Origin of the sequence: Streptomyces sp. NPDC087787 (genome assembly GCF_044743035.1) — a bacterium.
Taxonomy (GTDB): Bacteria; Actinomycetota; Actinomycetes; order Streptomycetales; family Streptomycetaceae; genus Streptomyces.
Genome location: NZ_JBIUVQ010000009.1, coordinates 68768 through 82829, shown reverse-complemented (window position 1 = coordinate 82829; position 14062 = coordinate 68768). Strand labels below are relative to the sequence as shown.

Sequence of the window (14062 nt, the reverse complement as noted above, 5' to 3'; positions counted from 1 at the left end):
AGCTCTCAGGGTCGTCCCCCTCGGACCGCTTTTCCCCGAGTGGTCCGCCTCCCGTTGAAGATCTCCCCATGGGGGCGGCGATCAATCCTGGCCAGGCGTCACTCGAACGAGGGGTGTTGACGGCAGAGCCAGCGTTTTCGAATGCGTATTCGATAGCCTGAGTGTCGGCGTGAGGGCCCCACGGCCCGCGCTCGCTACAGAATGTGCACGACGGCATACGGAAGCTGAACACGGTTCCAGGGGGGTGCCAGGACCAATGGTGCGGCGCATCGACGTGACCGGGTCGGGCGGTGTACGGCTCGCCGCCTGGGAGTTCGCGGAGCCCCCGAAGGCCGTGCCGGGGCAGGGGAGGGAGCCGGCGCCCGGGCGGTCCGACGGATCCGGGCGGTCCGACGGCGTGCTGTTGCTGCACGGCCTGATGGGCCGCGCCTCCCACTGGGCGGCCACCGCCCGCTGGCTCTCGGGCCGGCACCGCGCCGTCGCTCTCGACCAGCGCGGGCACGGCCAGAGCGAGAAGACGCCGCAGGCCGCCTACGGCCGTGAGGCCTACGTCGAGGACGCCGAGGCCGCACTCGAACAGCTCGGCCTCGGCCCGGCCGTCGTCATCGGGCACGCGATGGGCGCGCTGACGGCCTGGCAGCTCGCCGCCCGCCGCCCCGACCTGGTACGGGCGGTGATCATCTGCGACATGCGCGCCTCCGCGCTCGGCGCCGCCTCCCAGCGGGAGTGGGAGGACTGGTTCCGTGCCTGGCCGGTGCCCTTCGCCGCCCTCGCCGACGTACGGAAGTGGTTCGGCGAGGACGACCCCTGGGTGGAGCGCCCCAACCCGGCCCGCGGGGAGTTCTACGCCGAGGTCATGCACGAGAGCGCCGACGGCTGGCGCCCCGTCTTCGAACCGCAGCAGATGCTCACCTCCCGCGAGGCCTGGGTGTACGACGCCCACTGGGAGGAGCTGGCCCAGGTCCGCTGCCCGGCCCTCGTGGTCCGCGGCCTGGACGGCGAACTCGGCCGGGCCGAGGCCCAGGAGATGGTCCGCGTCCTGCCGCGCGGCCAGTACGCGGAGGTGGCCGACGCCGGTCACCTCGTCCACTACGACCAGCCGGAGGCGTGGCGCATGGCCATCGAACCCTTCCTTGACGCGGTGCTCACCGGATGAGCGCCGCCCCCGCGTCTCCCACGGCATCTCCCACCACGTCCCCAACCGTGCCCACGGCCGTGCCCACGGCCGTCCAGGAGGCCTTCCTCAAGGCCTTCCACGCCGAACACCCGGCGGTCACCGCCGACGCCTTCGTGACCGGGCGATCGCCGGACGGGCGATCCAGCTATCAGATCCTGAGCGACCGGGTGGCCGGCGCCCGGCGGGTCCTGGACCTCGGCTGCGGTGACGGCGTCCTGCTGGACCTGCTGGCACGCCCCGAGGGGCGGCGGCTCGCCGGTGTGGACCTCTCGCCAGAGGCGCTGGCCCTGGCCCGGCGCCGCCCGTCCCTGCGTACCACCGCGCTGGCCCAGGCCAGGGCGCAGCGGCTGCCGTTCGCCGACGGGGCCTTCGACGCCTGCGTCTGCCACATGGCGCTGATGCTGATGGGCGACGTCGACCGGGTCGCGGCGGAGATCGCCCGGGTGCTGTCGCCCGGCTCCACACTGGCCTGCGTGGTCGGCGGCGGCCCTCTCGGCGGGGAGGCGTACGAGCTGTTCAGCGGCCTGCTGAGGGACGCCGTCGAGCGGGCGCCCGCCGAGCAGCGCATTCCGCCGCTCGGCGACCGCAGGACCCGCAGCCGCGAGGGCCTCGGCGCGATCCTGGAGCCGGCCGGGTTCGGCGCCCCGGACCGGGAGACGGTCCCGATCGATCTGAGCGGCCCGGTGGAGCAGGTCTGGGCGGCCCTGTCCGGCATCTACGACGTCGGACCGCTCGACCCGGCCGCCGTCTCCCGGCTGCGGGAGAGCTTCGTACGGGAGGCGGCCGGGCTCGCCGGGCCGGACGGGCTGGTTCCGTGCGGCTTCACCGTCCACGTGGTGACCGCGCGCCTGCGCTGAGCGGGTGCCTCCCGGGCCCCGCTCAGCCCTTGCTCACCGCCGTGAGGATCTCCGGCAGCCGGGCCGCCGTGCGCGGTGCCGCCAGCCGCAGGCCCAGCAGCGTGATCGCCGCCCCGTAGGCCGCGCCCACCGGCAGCAGCACCCAGCTCCAGCTGCCGCCGGTGGCGCTGACGTTCGACCAGATGACCAGGGCGATGAACGGCAGGCACAGCAGGGCCGCCGCGACCATGCCGCCGAAGATGGAGACGAAGGCGAGACCGGCCTGACCGGGAGCCACGTTCTTGTGGCCCTCCTGCGGGATGGAGTACGGGAAGCGCGCCGACGTCCACGCCCCGGTCGCCAGCATCGCGCCGAGCAGGGCGAAGGACAGGCCGAGCACGTCCGGCAGCCGGCGCCACTCGCCGAGCAGGCCCGTCGTCAGCACCGTGACCAGGGTGGCGTACGGCAGGGTGATCAGCAGCAGCGCAAGCGCCCGCGCGCGCAGCTCGACGTAGGCGTCACGCGGTGCCGAGATCGTCAGCGCGACCTGCCAGAACGCGGAGGTGTCCTGGCCGAACTGGTTGTACATCTGGATGCCGAGCATCCCGGCGGCGAAGCAGGAGAAGTACGGCGAGCCGGTGCCCTGGACCGCGTTGAACACCGGGACGATCAGCCCGATGGCGAGCGCCGTCACCCAGGCCGCCTTGGTCTTCGGGTCGCGCCAGACGTAGCGCAGGCTGCGCTCCATGACGGTGCCGGTGCGGCCGCGCGGCAGCCACCACGCCAGGCCGCGGCCCTCGCGGGCCCGGTCGCGCTCGGGAGCACCGACGGGCTGGAGGGTCGAGGAGTCGGGCGAGGTCATCAGCCGGGTCAGGCTGCGCGCCCACATCGCGAGGAGGGCGGCCAGGGCGGCCGCGGTCAGCGCGAGCTGGGCCACCGCGACGCCGTAGGAGCCCCTGCTCACCGAGTCCACCGCGCCCACCGCCGAGGCGGGCGGCAGCCACCGCAGCACGTCCGCCACCGGGCCGAGCTGTCCAAGACCGGCCGAGCCCAGGCGCTGCATGCCGAAGTTGACGACCTGCGCCCCGACCGCGATGACCAGTCCGCTGAGTACCGCGAGGTCCCGTCCCTTGCGGCTGGTCAGCAGCCGGATGTTGGCGGCGGCCACGGCCCGCGCCAGGGCCACGCACACCAGCAGCGCGAGGACGAGGGCGAGGACCGCGACGACGGACGCGGCCGCCCCGTGCGCCACCGCGATCACGCAGCCCACCAGCAGCAGCACCGTGAACAGCGGCCCGATGCCGACCAGGGACGCCGCCAGCAGCGCGCCGACCAGCGGTCGCGGCCGCAGCGGGAGCATCACCAGCCGGGTCGGGTCGAGGGTCTCGTCGCCGGTGGGGAAGAACAGCGGCATCACGGCCCAGCCCAGCGCCAGCACGGCCACGCCCAGGACGGCCACGGAGTCGATGTGCGCGTGGCCGCGCAGCGCGATCAGGCCCACCGTCTGCAACGCGGCGAACAGCAGCGCGACGACGGCCGACGCGATGAACGCGGCCCGCCGCCCGCCGGACTGCCTCAGCCCGTTGCGCAGCAGCGACAGCTTCAGGCGTACGACGACGGGCGTGATCGAGGGGGCCCCGGCGCTCATCGGGAACCGCCGCCCAGCCAGTCCAGGTCGGAACCGGCGTCCCGGCCCTGCGCGCCGACGAGTTCGAGGAACGCCTGCTGAAGGGTGGGAGCCGCGCCGCGCACCTCGGCGAGGGTGCCCTGGGCGCGGATGCGTCCCGCGGCCATCACGGCCACCCAGTCGCACAGGGACTCGACCAGTTCCATGACGTGCGAGGAGAACACCACGGTGGCCCCGGAGGCGGTGTACCGCTCCAGGACGCCGCGGATGATCTGCGCGGACACCGGGTCGACGCCTTCGAAGGGCTCGTCGAGGAAGAGGACTTCCGGGTTGTGCAGCAGAGCGCAGGCGAGGCCTATCTTCTTGCGCATGCCGGTCGAGTAGTCGACGACCAGCTTGTGCTGCGCGCCCGCGAGGTCCAGCACGTCCAGCAGCTGCGTGGCCCGCCGGTCCACCTCGTCCCCGGGCAGCCCTCGCAACCGTCCGGAGTACGACAGCAGTTCGCGCCCCGACAGCCGCTCGAAGAGCCGAAGCCCCTCGGGCAGCACGCCGATCCGCGCCTTCACCGCCACCGGGTCCCGCCACACGTCGTGCCCGGCGATCTCGACGGTGCCCTGGTCGGGCCGCAGCAGCCCGGTCACCATGGAGAGCGTGGTGGTCTTCCCCGCTCCGTTCGGCCCGACCAGCCCGATGAACTTCCCGGCGGGCAGCGCGAGATCGATCCCGGCGACGGCGACCTGCTGCCCGAACCGCTTCCAGAGCCCCCGCACGTGTACGGCGCTTGTACCCACTGTCACTGCTCCCTCCGTCAGCACGAACCCTACGGGGGACCCTGCCCGAGGGGTGCGGGACCGTGCTGATCTGCGGCGCCACCGTGCGAGGGCGGCCCACCACGGGGGCCGGAGCCGGAACGGGACGGGTGGCTAGTGCCGGTCGCAGCACTAGCGGCGGTCCCTGCCGCACGCGTAGGCCAGTGGCGGGACCAGCTCCTCGACGTCCGGCAGCCAGCGATTGGCAGGTGTCGGCCGGCAGGCCCACTGCACCGCCCGCGAGCCGTAGCGCGTGGGCGGCGCCACCACGTACGCGCCCTCTCCGAGGGCGACCAGGTCGAGGGAGGCCGGCGACCAGCCCAGCCGCCGCAGGAGGTCCGGCAGTTTCACGGACGCGCCCGGCAGCACGAAGAACTGCATCCGCCGCTCGGGGGTCAGGATCACCGGCCCCAGCGCGGACCGCAGCCGCTCCAGCCGGGCCAGCGCGAGGAACCCGGCCGTCTCCGGCACGGAGATCGCGTCGAACGTACGGCCCGTGGGCAGCAGGATCGACGCCGTCGGCTGCCGCTGCCACATCCCGCGCACCGTGCTCGCGCCGCCGGTCGCCAGGGACGCCCAGCCCTCGCGCGCCGGGTGCGCGCCGGGCGCGGCGCACCGCGGGTCCCCGCAGGAGCAGTGCTGCACCCCGCCGACCGTCACCAGCCAGGTGCCGGGGAACACGTCCCAGTGGCGTTCCTCGGCGTAGCGAACGGCTGTCTCCTGCAGCGACTCCCCGCGCTGCAGGGGGACGTGACCGGCCACCCGGCCGGCGCTGTGTGCGGCTTCCGCGCCCGCGATCGTCTCTTCCACGTCCCACTCAACTGCCGCGCCCACCTGGAGTTACGGGCGGGTCGGGTGGGCGGACGCGCCGGGGAGGAGCACCCTTCCGTGCTCGGGGCGCATGGGTGCACGTGTGGGGGCGCGCAGGAGGATCGCCGGCGGGCGCTGGGTAGTTCGGTGGGGGGCGGCAACCGCCTTCACCCCGGCAATCCACACATGTCCCGCATTTTCGGTATGTCCACGGGGCATCGATCTTCACGGCCGGAACTTTTCGCCGGGACGCGGATCGCGTCCGGCCGAGCAGGAGCCGTCAACTCGGTGCGTGAGCAGGCACCGCAGCTTCAGGGGGTTAACGCCATGGCCGCCAGGCCTCTCGTCGCGCGGCAGCCGAACGAACGGCTGCAGGCGCTCATCCAGGAAGCGGGCTGCTCGAACGCCGGGCTGGCCCGCCGGGTCAACATGTGCGGCGCCGAGCACGGTCTCGATCTGCGCTACGACAAGACGTCGGTGGCGCGCTGGCTGCGCGGACAGCAGCCGCGCGGACGGGCCCCGGCGATCATCGCCGAGGCGCTCGGCCGCAAACTCGGCCGTACGGTGACGATCGACGAGATCGGCATGGCCAACGGCAAGAACCTCGCGTCGGGCGTGGGCCTTCAGTTCTCGCCGACGGTGCTGGGAGCCATCGAGCAGGTCTGCGAGCTGTGGCGCAGTGACGTGGGCCGCCGGGACTTCCTGTCCGGCTCCTCCGTCGCCGCCTCCGCGCTGGTCGAGCCGAGCCGTGACTGGCTGATCTCCGCGCCGGACCCGCAGGTGGCGCGGGCGGCGGGGTCGCGGGTGGGCCAGTCAGACGTGGCCGCCGTACGGGCCATGACGCAGGCGCTGGTCGAGCTGGACCACAGCCACGGCAGCGGGCATGTGCGCCCGGTGGTCGTGCACTACCTCAACAGCGTCGTCTCCGGGCTGCTCGCCGGCTCCTACCGGGAGGCGGTGGGCCGCGATCTGTTCGCCGAGGTCGCCCGCCTCACCGAGCTGGCCGGGTACATGGCTGTCGACACCGGCCAACCGGGCCTGGCCCAGCGGTACTACATCCAGGCGCTGCGGCTCGCCCAGGCGGCCGGGGACCGCGGCTACGGCGGCTATGTGCTGGCCGCCTCCATGAGCCATCTCGCCGCGCAGCTCGGAAACCCGCGGGAGATCGCGCAGTTGGCGCGTGCGGCGCAGGAGGGTGCGCGCGGTCGTGTGACTCCGCGCGCGGAGGCGATGTTCTACGCGGCCGAGGCGCGTGGCCACGCCCTTATGGGCGACGCGCGGGCCGCGCAGTTCTCCGCCGGACGGGCGGTGAGCGCGCTGGAGGCCGCCGAACCGCACTCCGGGGACGACCCGGCGTGGATCGCGCACTTCGACGAGGCGTATCTCGCCGACGAGTTGGCGCACTGCCACCGGGACCTGGGGCAGGCGGAGGCGGCCGCGCGGGCGGCCGAGGAGTCGCTGGCCGGGCATCCCGCGTCGCGGGCGCGGCGGCGGGCCATCGGCTATGTGCTCCTCGCCACGGCGCAGGTGCAGCAGCGGGAGGTCGAACAGGCCTGCAGCACCGGGCTGAAGGCGGTGGAGCTGCTGCGGACGCTGCGCTCCGACCGCGGCGCGGAGTACCTGGAGGGCTTCCAGCAGCGCCTGGAGCCGTTCCGGGACGAGCCGGTGGTGAGGGAGTTCGGGGCGCGGCTGGAGACGCGCGTGGCGGCGTGAACGGGTGCCCGCCGTGAGACCTGGCGGATAAACAGCGTGCGGCGGGCGGGTTTTGTTACTGCCGTCACAGGGAAGGAGGTCTGGTCGCGTGCTGCGTGGCACGGGGCTCCGGGGACCCGGTAGCGTGAGCCGACGATTCCGAAGGTCCCCCATTCGTAGGAGTCCCGGTGACGCAGAGTGGACAGGGCGAGGAGCCCTCGGCGCGACCCGCGCACGAAGGCATCGTGCTGCCCTCCGACGGTGGTGAGCCCCTGCTGCCGGGCATGACCGGCGGGCCGGGCGGTCACCAGGGCGGAGCGGGTGGTCAGGCCCCGGCGGCGACCCCGGCCGGCGGTCAGGCCTGGGGCCAGCCGTGGGGCCCCGGCCAGCAGCATCCGCCGCAGCAGGACCAGGGCTGGCAGCAGCCGTGGGGCTCCCCGGAGCCGTACCCGCAGGGCCAGTGGGACGCGCAGGGCCAGGCCCCGCAGCACCCGGGCGCGGGCCCCCTGCCCCCGGAGAACGCCCCGTCGTACCAGCAGCCGGGTGCCGACCCCTACGGTGTCCCCGCGCACGCCGGGCACGGGCTGCCCCCGGCCGCCGCCGGCCCGTACGCGGCCGGGCACGGGATGCCGGGTGCCGACGAGGGTGCGACGCAGTACATCCCGCCGGTCCCCGCGGGCTCCGCGGACGAAGGCGCCACCCAGTTCCTGCCGCCCGTGCCGGGCGCGGGGGTGGACGAGGGCGCGACGCAGTACATCCCGCCGGTGGGGCCGGGAGCCCTGCCGCCGGAGGGGCCGGGCGGCGGCCCCGCCCCGTACCCGGGCCAGGTGCCTCAGGGCACCGCGCCCGGTCACCCCGACGCCGAGGCGACGCAGTTCATGGCGCCCGTGGACGCCCAGGGCGGCGGGCGGCAGACGCCCGCCGAGTTCGACAACCTCTTCCGCAGCGACTCCGGCGCCGCCGCCCCGTCGACGCAGCAGATACCCCGCTACCAGCAGGGCCCGTCCGACCAGCCCCATGCCCGGCCCATGTCCGCGCCGCCCGGCGGGTACGACGACGGCGGCGGCCGCGGAGGCCGGCGCACCGGCTCGCGCGTGCCGGTGATCGCGGCCGTGGGCGTCGGGATCGCCGTCCTCGGCATCGGCGCCGGGGCGCTGCTCAGCGGCGGCGACGGGGACGGCGACAACGCCGACAAGAACACCACCGTCGCGGCCACCGCGCCCGCCACCGAGGAAGCCTCCTCCGCGCCCGCCGCGGACCCGGCCAAGGAGCAGGCGGTCGCCCTGGACAAGCTGCTGGCCGACAGCGGCAGCAGCCGCGCCTCCGTCATCAAGGCGGTGGCCGAGGTCAAGAGCTGCAACAACCTCGGCCAGGCGGCCTCCGACCTGCGCGCCGCGGCCGAGCAGCGCAAGGGCCTGGTCACCAGTCTGGGAGAGCTGTCCGTCGACAAGCTCCCCGGCAACGCCGATCTGACGGCGGCGCTGACCAAGGCCTGGCAGGCCTCGGAGTCGGCGGACCGGCACTACGCGGCCTGGGCCGACCAGGTCGGCGGCAGGAAGGGCTGCAAAAAGGGCCACGCCCGGTACACGGGTGAGGCCCACGCCGGGGACCGCGAGAGCGGGACGGCCACCACGGAGAAGGCCAAGGCCGCCCAGCTCTGGAACGCGATCGCGCGGACGTACGGCCTCACTCAGCGGCAGCCGACCCAGCTGTGAGGCCCGCCGGCGCGGGAGGGCGGCGGACTCAGTCGGCGTCCTCCAGCGTCCTGGCCACGTTGACGAAGCCCTTCGTGGCCGGCACCAGCCGGCCCTGCCGCACCGTCTGAAGGGACACGTCGGCGTTGGTGAGGCGGGCGAGACCGGTGGAGGCGAGCAGGTCGGACAGGCGCCACCGCAGCGGCGGGGTCAGCCCGCCGGTGCGGACCTCCAGACCGCCGTCGAGGGCGCGCCGCACGGCGGAGGCGCTCACCTCCCCGTCGCCGATCTGCTCCAGGACGGTCCGGAGCACCGTGTAGGCGATCCACGTGGTCTGCACCCCGGCGTCCTGCGGGTCGACGCGGTTGTCGCCGAAGGCCGCCTCGTTGATCACCTTCTTCATCGGCTCCCAGCGCGCGTCGCTCGCCACCGGGTACCAGCCGGTGAGGTACGACCCCTCGTACGGGCCGGACTTCCCGCCACTGGCGTCGATCACGGTCTGGTCGACGTTGCCGAGCACGGCGGCGGTGCGCACCTGCGGATAGGTGTCGCGGGCGCGGCGGAAGGAGTCCATGAAGATGTTCGTGCGCTCCCCGAGAGCGGGGAGCACGCAGCCCGTCCGCGCCGGTTCGGCGCTCGACTGCCGCAGCGCCTGATCGGCCTGGCCGGAGTATTCGGTGGCGTCCTCGGCGGCCCGCTGGTCGTGGGCCGGTTCGTGGCCGCCGGCCCGCAGTCCCGCGTTGAGCAGCCGGGGCAGCTCGTCGCCCGCGATGCTGTCGGGCCGTATCAGCGTGACCGGGCCGCAGTGCGGGGCGAGCTCCTTGCCCAGACCGGCCAGCAGCGCGGGCTGGCCGCCGTTGACCGGGTAGGACAGGGCGCGGGTGAACTCGGTGGTGGTGACGCCGTAGCCGCCGATGTACGGGATGCCGGCCCCCTCCAGCGGCGGGAAGAAGGAGTCGCTGTACTGGCTGTAGGAGCCCACGACGGCGACCGCGTTCTCCTTCACCGCACGCCGGGCGCACTTCGCCGCGCCCACGCTGTCGTTGCCTTCGTTGCAGGTCAGAACGTTGAGCTTGCGGCCGGCGATACCGCCGTGGGAGTTCACCCAGCGGGCGTAGGCACGGGCCATGGCGGGCATGCCGGGTTTGTTGGTCGCCGGGGTGTTCTCCGGCGCCCACGTCATCACGGTGACGGGGCCGTCCCCCGAGCCCCCCGTGGCACCGGGGACGACGCCGCAGCCGGCGGCGAGCGAGGCGCACGCCAGCAGAACTCCCGTCGGCGACAGGGTTCTTCTCACGGACCGGGTGAGGGAGGAGAGGAACGGGCCATGGAAACTTCGCCTGCCGGTCATGCTCCGCACGATTCCGTCACATCACCAACCCTGTGATTACCCTCGGTCAATGAGTGGTGACGTATGAGTGAATTACGGGGGCAGGTGGGGCCCCTGGGGCGGGGAACGTACGATCGGTGACCGTGCAAGGTTCGGAGAACTCTTCCCGTCGCGGCCGTCGCTCCTCCACCATGGGCGGCATGCCACTCAACGACATGCCGTGGTGGCGCTGGCGCAGCAATGTGCGCTCCGCGCTGCACATGCTCTCCGACCCGGTGTTCCAGCGGGACGTCTGGCTGGCAGGCGTCGAAGGGTACGGGGACGTGACCGACGCCGTCTACCGCCTGGTCGAGGACACCTGGCTGGACAACTGGTCCGCCGAGAAGTACGTCGGCACGATCTTCCGGGACTCGCAGGAGGCGGCGCTCGTCGACACCGCGGTCCTGCGGGTGCTGCGGATCATGCACCAGGTCGGCCCGGACGCGCCGGTGTCCGCCTACCTCGACCACGACGCATGGCCGGAGGCGGTGCGGGCGGCCCGCGACGCGCATGTGCGGCTCGCGGCGAGCGACGGCGAGGACCCGGACACGCCGCCCCGCAGCCTGGAGGTGCTGCGCATCATGACCCGTTCCGCTTAGCGGACGACGGACCACGCGCGGGCCCGGACGTGAGACGCTGTCCCGCATGAGCGAGCAGTCCTCCCGAGCCGCCGAGGCGCCGGCCGAGCAGTACATCCTCATCCTGTCCTGCCCGGACAAGAAGGGCATCGTGCACGCGGTGTCCAGCTATCTGTTCATGACGGGCTGCAACATCGAGGACAGCCAGCAGTTCGGTGACCACGACACGGGACTGTTCTTCATGCGGGTCCACTTCTCTGCCGAGGCTCCGGTGACGGTCGACAAGCTGCGCGCCAGCTTCGCGGCGATCGGCGACTCCTTCGGGATGGACTGGCAGATCCACCGGGCCGACGAGAAGATGCGCGTCGTGCTGATGGTCAGCAAGTTCGGGCACTGCCTGAACGACCTGCTCTTCCGCGCCCGGATCGGCGCGCTGCCGGTGGAGATCGCGGCGGTGGTGTCCAATCACACCGACTTCGCCGAGCTGGTGGGGTCGTACGGCATTCCCTTCCACCACATCGCGGTGACCAGGGACACCAAGTCCGAGGCCGAGGCGCGGCTGCTGGAGCTCGTGCGCGAGGAGAAGGTCGAACTGGTCGTCCTCGCCCGCTACATGCAGGTCCTCTCCGACGACCTGTGCAAGCAGCTCAGCGGCCGGATCATCAACATCCACCACTCGTTCCTGCCGAGCTTCAAGGGCGCCAAGCCGTACCACCAGGCGCACGCCCGGGGCGTGAAGCTGATCGGCGCGACGGCGCACTATGTGACCGCCGACCTCGACGAGGGCCCGATCATCGAGCAGGAGGTCGAGCGGGTGGGCCACGACGTCACCCCGGACCAGCTCGTCGCGATCGGCCGTGACGTGGAGTGCCAGGCGCTCGCCCGCGCGGTCAAGTGGCACGCGGAGCGCCGGATCCTGCTGAACGGACGCCGGACGGTGGTCTTCGCGTAACGCGGCCCGACGGCGCTCCAAGCGCCCGTCCGGCGGTAGCCCGTGGGGCCAGGCCGGCCGGCGTCAGCCGTGGGGGCCGGCCTGCAGCGGTCCGTGGGGCGGCCGACGGCAGTGCGTGGGGCGGTCGGTGGCAGCTCGTCGGGTCAGGCCGGCCGGCGTCAGCCGTGGGGGCCGGCCTGCAGCGGTCCGTGGGGGCCGACCGGCAGCGGTCTGTGGGGCCGCCCGGTGGCGGTTCGTGGGGTGGTCGGTGGCAGCTCGTCGGGCCAGGCCGGCCGGCGTCAGCCGTGGGGGCCGGCCTGCAGCGGTTCGTGGGGTGGTCGGTGGCAGCTCGTCGGGGGCCAGGCCGGTCGACGGCGGTCCGTGGGGGCCGGCCGGCGGCAGCCGTGGGGCCGGTCGGTGGCCGTGTCACATGCGGCTGAGTGACGCCGCCGCGCACAGCACGTCCCGGATCGCCTCGCGGTCGCCGACCTGGCCGGCCGCCGCCTCCCGCGGGGTCACGTGCCCCGCCGCAAGCCGGCAGAACTCGACGCCGTCCAGTGCCACATGGGCCACCTCGTGGTCCGCGGAGCCCACCGCTCCGGGCGAGTCGAGCGGGATCAGCCACTGGCCGCCGCCCAGCCCCTCGATCTCCAGCCGCAGACTGCGCCCGGGGCCGCCCGCGGTCACCAGGTGCCGCGTGCGGGCGGGGGAGGCGAGCCCGGCCTGCCGCCGGGCGGCCAGCACCCCTGGCAGCATCCGGGCGGCGAGGTCGATCATCCGGTGCAGATGACGCGGTGCCGGTGGATCGTACGGGTAGTCCACCGCCTCCGCGATGTCCTCGGCGTGCACCCAGCACTCGAAGGCGCGGTCCAGCATCGCGTCCGGCAGCGGCAGCGCGAAGGCGCCGTACGGCACCGGCGGCTCCTGCACGGTGTTCGCGGCGAAGGAGACCGTGCGGACCAGCTCGTGCGTCTGCTCCCGCCACGGCGCCCGCACCGAACGGGCCGGCGGGGAGTGCGCGGCCCGCCAGTACGCCTCGGTGCGCGCCACGGGGGTGGGGCCGTCGGCGGCGGAGGTCGCGTCGCCGAGCGGGTCGTCCAGGCCGAGGGCCACCGCGACCAGCCCGTCGACGCTCATCAGGTGCGCGATGACCCCGGCGACGGTGGTGTGCCGGCTGGTGGCGTCCTCGCCCTCGAACCACCGCAGCCGCACCGGCGCCTCCCACTCGGCGTCACCCATGTCCTGGAGCAGCGCGTCCAGGCGGGCGGTCTCGGCGTCGTAGGGCGCCGCCCAGCCGGGCACCGGGACGTGCGGCGGCCGCCGTTCGAGACAGCCCTCCAGGACCCGGGTGCGCAGCCCCGGGTCGAGGTCGAGGGCGTCGGGCCGGTGCAGCAGGGTGGCCGCCTCCCGCAGCCCCAGCGCCTCCTCCGCGCACGAGCCGCACTCGCCGAGGTGCTCCTCCACGGCCGCCGTCTCCTCCGGCGCACACGCGGCCAGCGCCCACGCCCCGAGCAGCGACTTCAGCAACTGATGCGCCGCCCCGTCCCGGTCCTTCGGCGCGCCCCGTTCCTCCGGCTCCCGGGGTTCGTCCGGGGTCACGCGGCGCCTCCGTAGTGGGAGGGCGCGCCGGGGATGTCCGTGTGGTGGGCGGTGGACAGGAGCTGGAGGCCGAGGCGCAGGCGGCGGCGGGCCTCGTCCTCGGTGACGCCGAGGTCGGCGGCGGTCTGCCGGTAGTCGCGGCGCTGGAAGCAGGCGAGTTCCAGGGCGGCGCGCAGCGGGGCCGGCATGGCGTGGACGATGTAGTCGGCGCGGGCGGCGGCGGAGGCGCGGCACACCCTGTGCTCCAGCTCCTCGGCGGAGCCCGGCCCGCCGCGGGCCAGCGCCGCGGTCTCGGTGGCGCGCAGCCGCTGCACGGCGAGCCGGTGGGTCAGCCCGGCCACCCAGGCGCGCAGCGGGCCCTGCCGGGGGTCGTAGGCGTCGGGGTGCTCCCAGACGTGGGCGAACACCTCGCGGGTGATGTGGTCGGCGGCCTGCTCGTCGCCGAGGACCCGGTGGGCGAGACCGTGCACCAGCGAGGCGAAACGGTCGTAGAGCTCACCGAGGGCGGCCGCCTCTCCTCGCAGGAGCCGCTCCCGCATCCCGCGGTCCCAGTGGGGCGGTGCGTCCTTCTTCGCCATACGGCCCCTCCATGCCCGGCCGTGCCGCGCCCCGCGTCCCGGCCCGCTCCCGTCCAGCTCCGTGTCCGACCGTGCGTCCGACGGTGTTCAGCGTGTCCGACGTGGTCGTCTCGAATGTAGTCGGCATGTCCGACAGCGCACGCCCCTTTATGACAATGTGCGCCCCCTGAAGAGCCGCTGGTGATAGGGGGAGCGAGAGGTGTTATGGCGCCTGGCGGGTGAGTTGCCCCTTCTGTCCCGCCTGGCCTTTCGCTTTCATGTCAACTCGGATAGAACACGACCGAAGGTGACTGAAACAAGCCCCTGGTGGATCGGTCTCGGTTTGCTGTACGGCGTTTGGGGGAACGGCCGCTGGGCAGCCG

General features: G+C 73.8%; 12 protein-coding genes. 6 read left to right on the top strand and 6 right to left on the bottom strand.

Going from position 1 to position 14062, the window contains the following annotated elements; translation table 11 throughout:
* Positions 1 to 256 precede the first annotated feature (256 nt).
* Complete coding sequence (locus tag ACIOWN_RS16435) at positions 257 to 1156, top strand: alpha/beta fold hydrolase (protein ID WP_100568955.1); 900 nt, start codon at positions 257 to 259, stop codon at positions 1154 to 1156.
* A 59-nt stretch (positions 1157 to 1215) separates the two neighbouring features.
* Positions 1216 to 2034, top strand: a complete 819-nt coding sequence (locus ACIOWN_RS16430; protein WP_401982562.1) for a class I SAM-dependent methyltransferase — start codon at positions 1216 to 1218, stop codon at positions 2032 to 2034.
* A gap of 22 nt (positions 2035 to 2056) precedes the next feature.
* Here ACIOWN_RS16430 and ACIOWN_RS16425 read toward each other — a convergent pair whose 3' ends face one another.
* The 3 genes from ACIOWN_RS16425 to ACIOWN_RS16415 form a co-directional block, all read right to left on the bottom strand.
* The gene (locus ACIOWN_RS16425) at positions 2057 to 3661 is read right to left on the bottom strand and encodes a transporter (protein WP_401982561.1); all 1605 of its coding nucleotides are present in this window, start codon (positions 3659 to 3661) and stop codon (positions 2057 to 2059) included.
* Positions 3658 to 4452, bottom strand: coding sequence for an ABC transporter ATP-binding protein (locus tag ACIOWN_RS16420; RefSeq protein ID WP_401982652.1), 795 nt, complete (start codon positions 4450 to 4452; stop codon positions 3658 to 3660). Before ACIOWN_RS16420 ends, ACIOWN_RS16425 begins: the two co-directional genes overlap by 4 nt.
* A gap of 129 nt (positions 4453 to 4581) precedes the next feature.
* On the bottom strand, positions 4582 to 5259 hold the full coding sequence (locus tag ACIOWN_RS16415; RefSeq protein ID WP_362345677.1) for a bifunctional DNA primase/polymerase: 678 nt from the start codon (positions 5257 to 5259) through the stop codon (positions 4582 to 4584).
* Positions 5260 to 5586: 327 nt separating this feature from the next.
* On the opposite strand from ACIOWN_RS16415, the gene ACIOWN_RS16410 reads away from it, so the two are divergent.
* Positions 5587 to 6972 (top strand): transcriptional regulator, encoded by a 1386-nt coding sequence (locus ACIOWN_RS16410; RefSeq protein WP_362345675.1) that lies wholly within the window; start codon positions 5587 to 5589, stop codon positions 6970 to 6972.
* 167 nt (positions 6973 to 7139) lie between these two features.
* A complete protein-coding gene (locus tag ACIOWN_RS16405) occupies positions 7140 to 8666 on the top strand; it encodes a hypothetical protein (RefSeq protein ID WP_362345674.1) in 1527 nt (508 codons plus the stop codon).
* A 28-nt stretch (positions 8667 to 8694) separates the two neighbouring features.
* Here the strand turns inward: ACIOWN_RS16405 and ACIOWN_RS16400 are convergent, their stop codons facing one another.
* On the bottom strand, positions 8695 to 9996 hold the full coding sequence (locus ACIOWN_RS16400; RefSeq protein WP_401982560.1) for an ABC transporter substrate-binding protein: 1302 nt from the start codon (positions 9994 to 9996) through the stop codon (positions 8695 to 8697).
* Positions 9997 to 10112: 116 nt separating this feature from the next.
* On the opposite strand from ACIOWN_RS16400, the gene ACIOWN_RS16395 reads away from it, so the two are divergent.
* Entirely contained in the window at positions 10113 to 10613 is a 501-nt protein-coding gene (locus ACIOWN_RS16395) for a hypothetical protein (protein WP_362345671.1), read from the top strand.
* 46 nt (positions 10614 to 10659) lie between these two features.
* On the top strand, positions 10660 to 11544 hold the full coding sequence (gene purU / locus ACIOWN_RS16390) for a formyltetrahydrofolate deformylase (RefSeq protein ID WP_362345669.1): 885 nt from the start codon (positions 10660 to 10662) through the stop codon (positions 11542 to 11544).
* A gap of 405 nt (positions 11545 to 11949) precedes the next feature.
* On the opposite strand, the gene ACIOWN_RS16385 is transcribed toward purU, so the two are convergent.
* Positions 11950 to 13122: a maleylpyruvate isomerase N-terminal domain-containing protein gene (locus tag ACIOWN_RS16385; protein ID WP_362345668.1), complete on the bottom strand. Its 1173-nt coding sequence runs from the start codon at positions 13120 to 13122 to the stop codon at positions 11950 to 11952.
* A complete protein-coding gene (locus ACIOWN_RS16380; protein ID WP_362345667.1) occupies positions 13119 to 13700 on the bottom strand; it encodes a sigma factor in 582 nt (193 codons plus the stop codon). The genes ACIOWN_RS16385 and ACIOWN_RS16380 overlap by 4 nt, the downstream gene beginning before the upstream one ends.
* Positions 13701 to 14062: the final 362 nt, after the last annotated feature.

What these genes read in the sequence shown, in the direction of transcription:
- ACIOWN_RS16410 (WP_362345675.1), top strand. Translation starts at nt 5,587, where the DNA reads ATGGCCGCCAGGCCTCTCGTCGCGCGGCAGCCGAACGAACGGCTGCAG.
- ACIOWN_RS16425 (WP_401982561.1), bottom strand. Translation starts at nt 3,661, where the DNA reads ATGAGCGCCGGGGCCCCCTCGATCACGCCCGTCGTCGTACGCCTGAAG.
- ACIOWN_RS16380 (WP_362345667.1), bottom strand. Translation starts at nt 13,700, where the DNA reads ATGGCGAAGAAGGACGCACCGCCCCACTGGGACCGCGGGATGCGGGAG.
- ACIOWN_RS16435 (WP_100568955.1), top strand. Translation starts at nt 257, where the DNA reads ATGGTGCGGCGCATCGACGTGACCGGGTCGGGCGGTGTACGGCTCGCC.
- purU (WP_362345669.1), top strand. Translation starts at nt 10,660, where the DNA reads ATGAGCGAGCAGTCCTCCCGAGCCGCCGAGGCGCCGGCCGAGCAGTAC.
- ACIOWN_RS16400 (WP_401982560.1), bottom strand. Translation starts at nt 9,996, where the DNA reads ATGACCGGCAGGCGAAGTTTCCATGGCCCGTTCCTCTCCTCCCTCACC.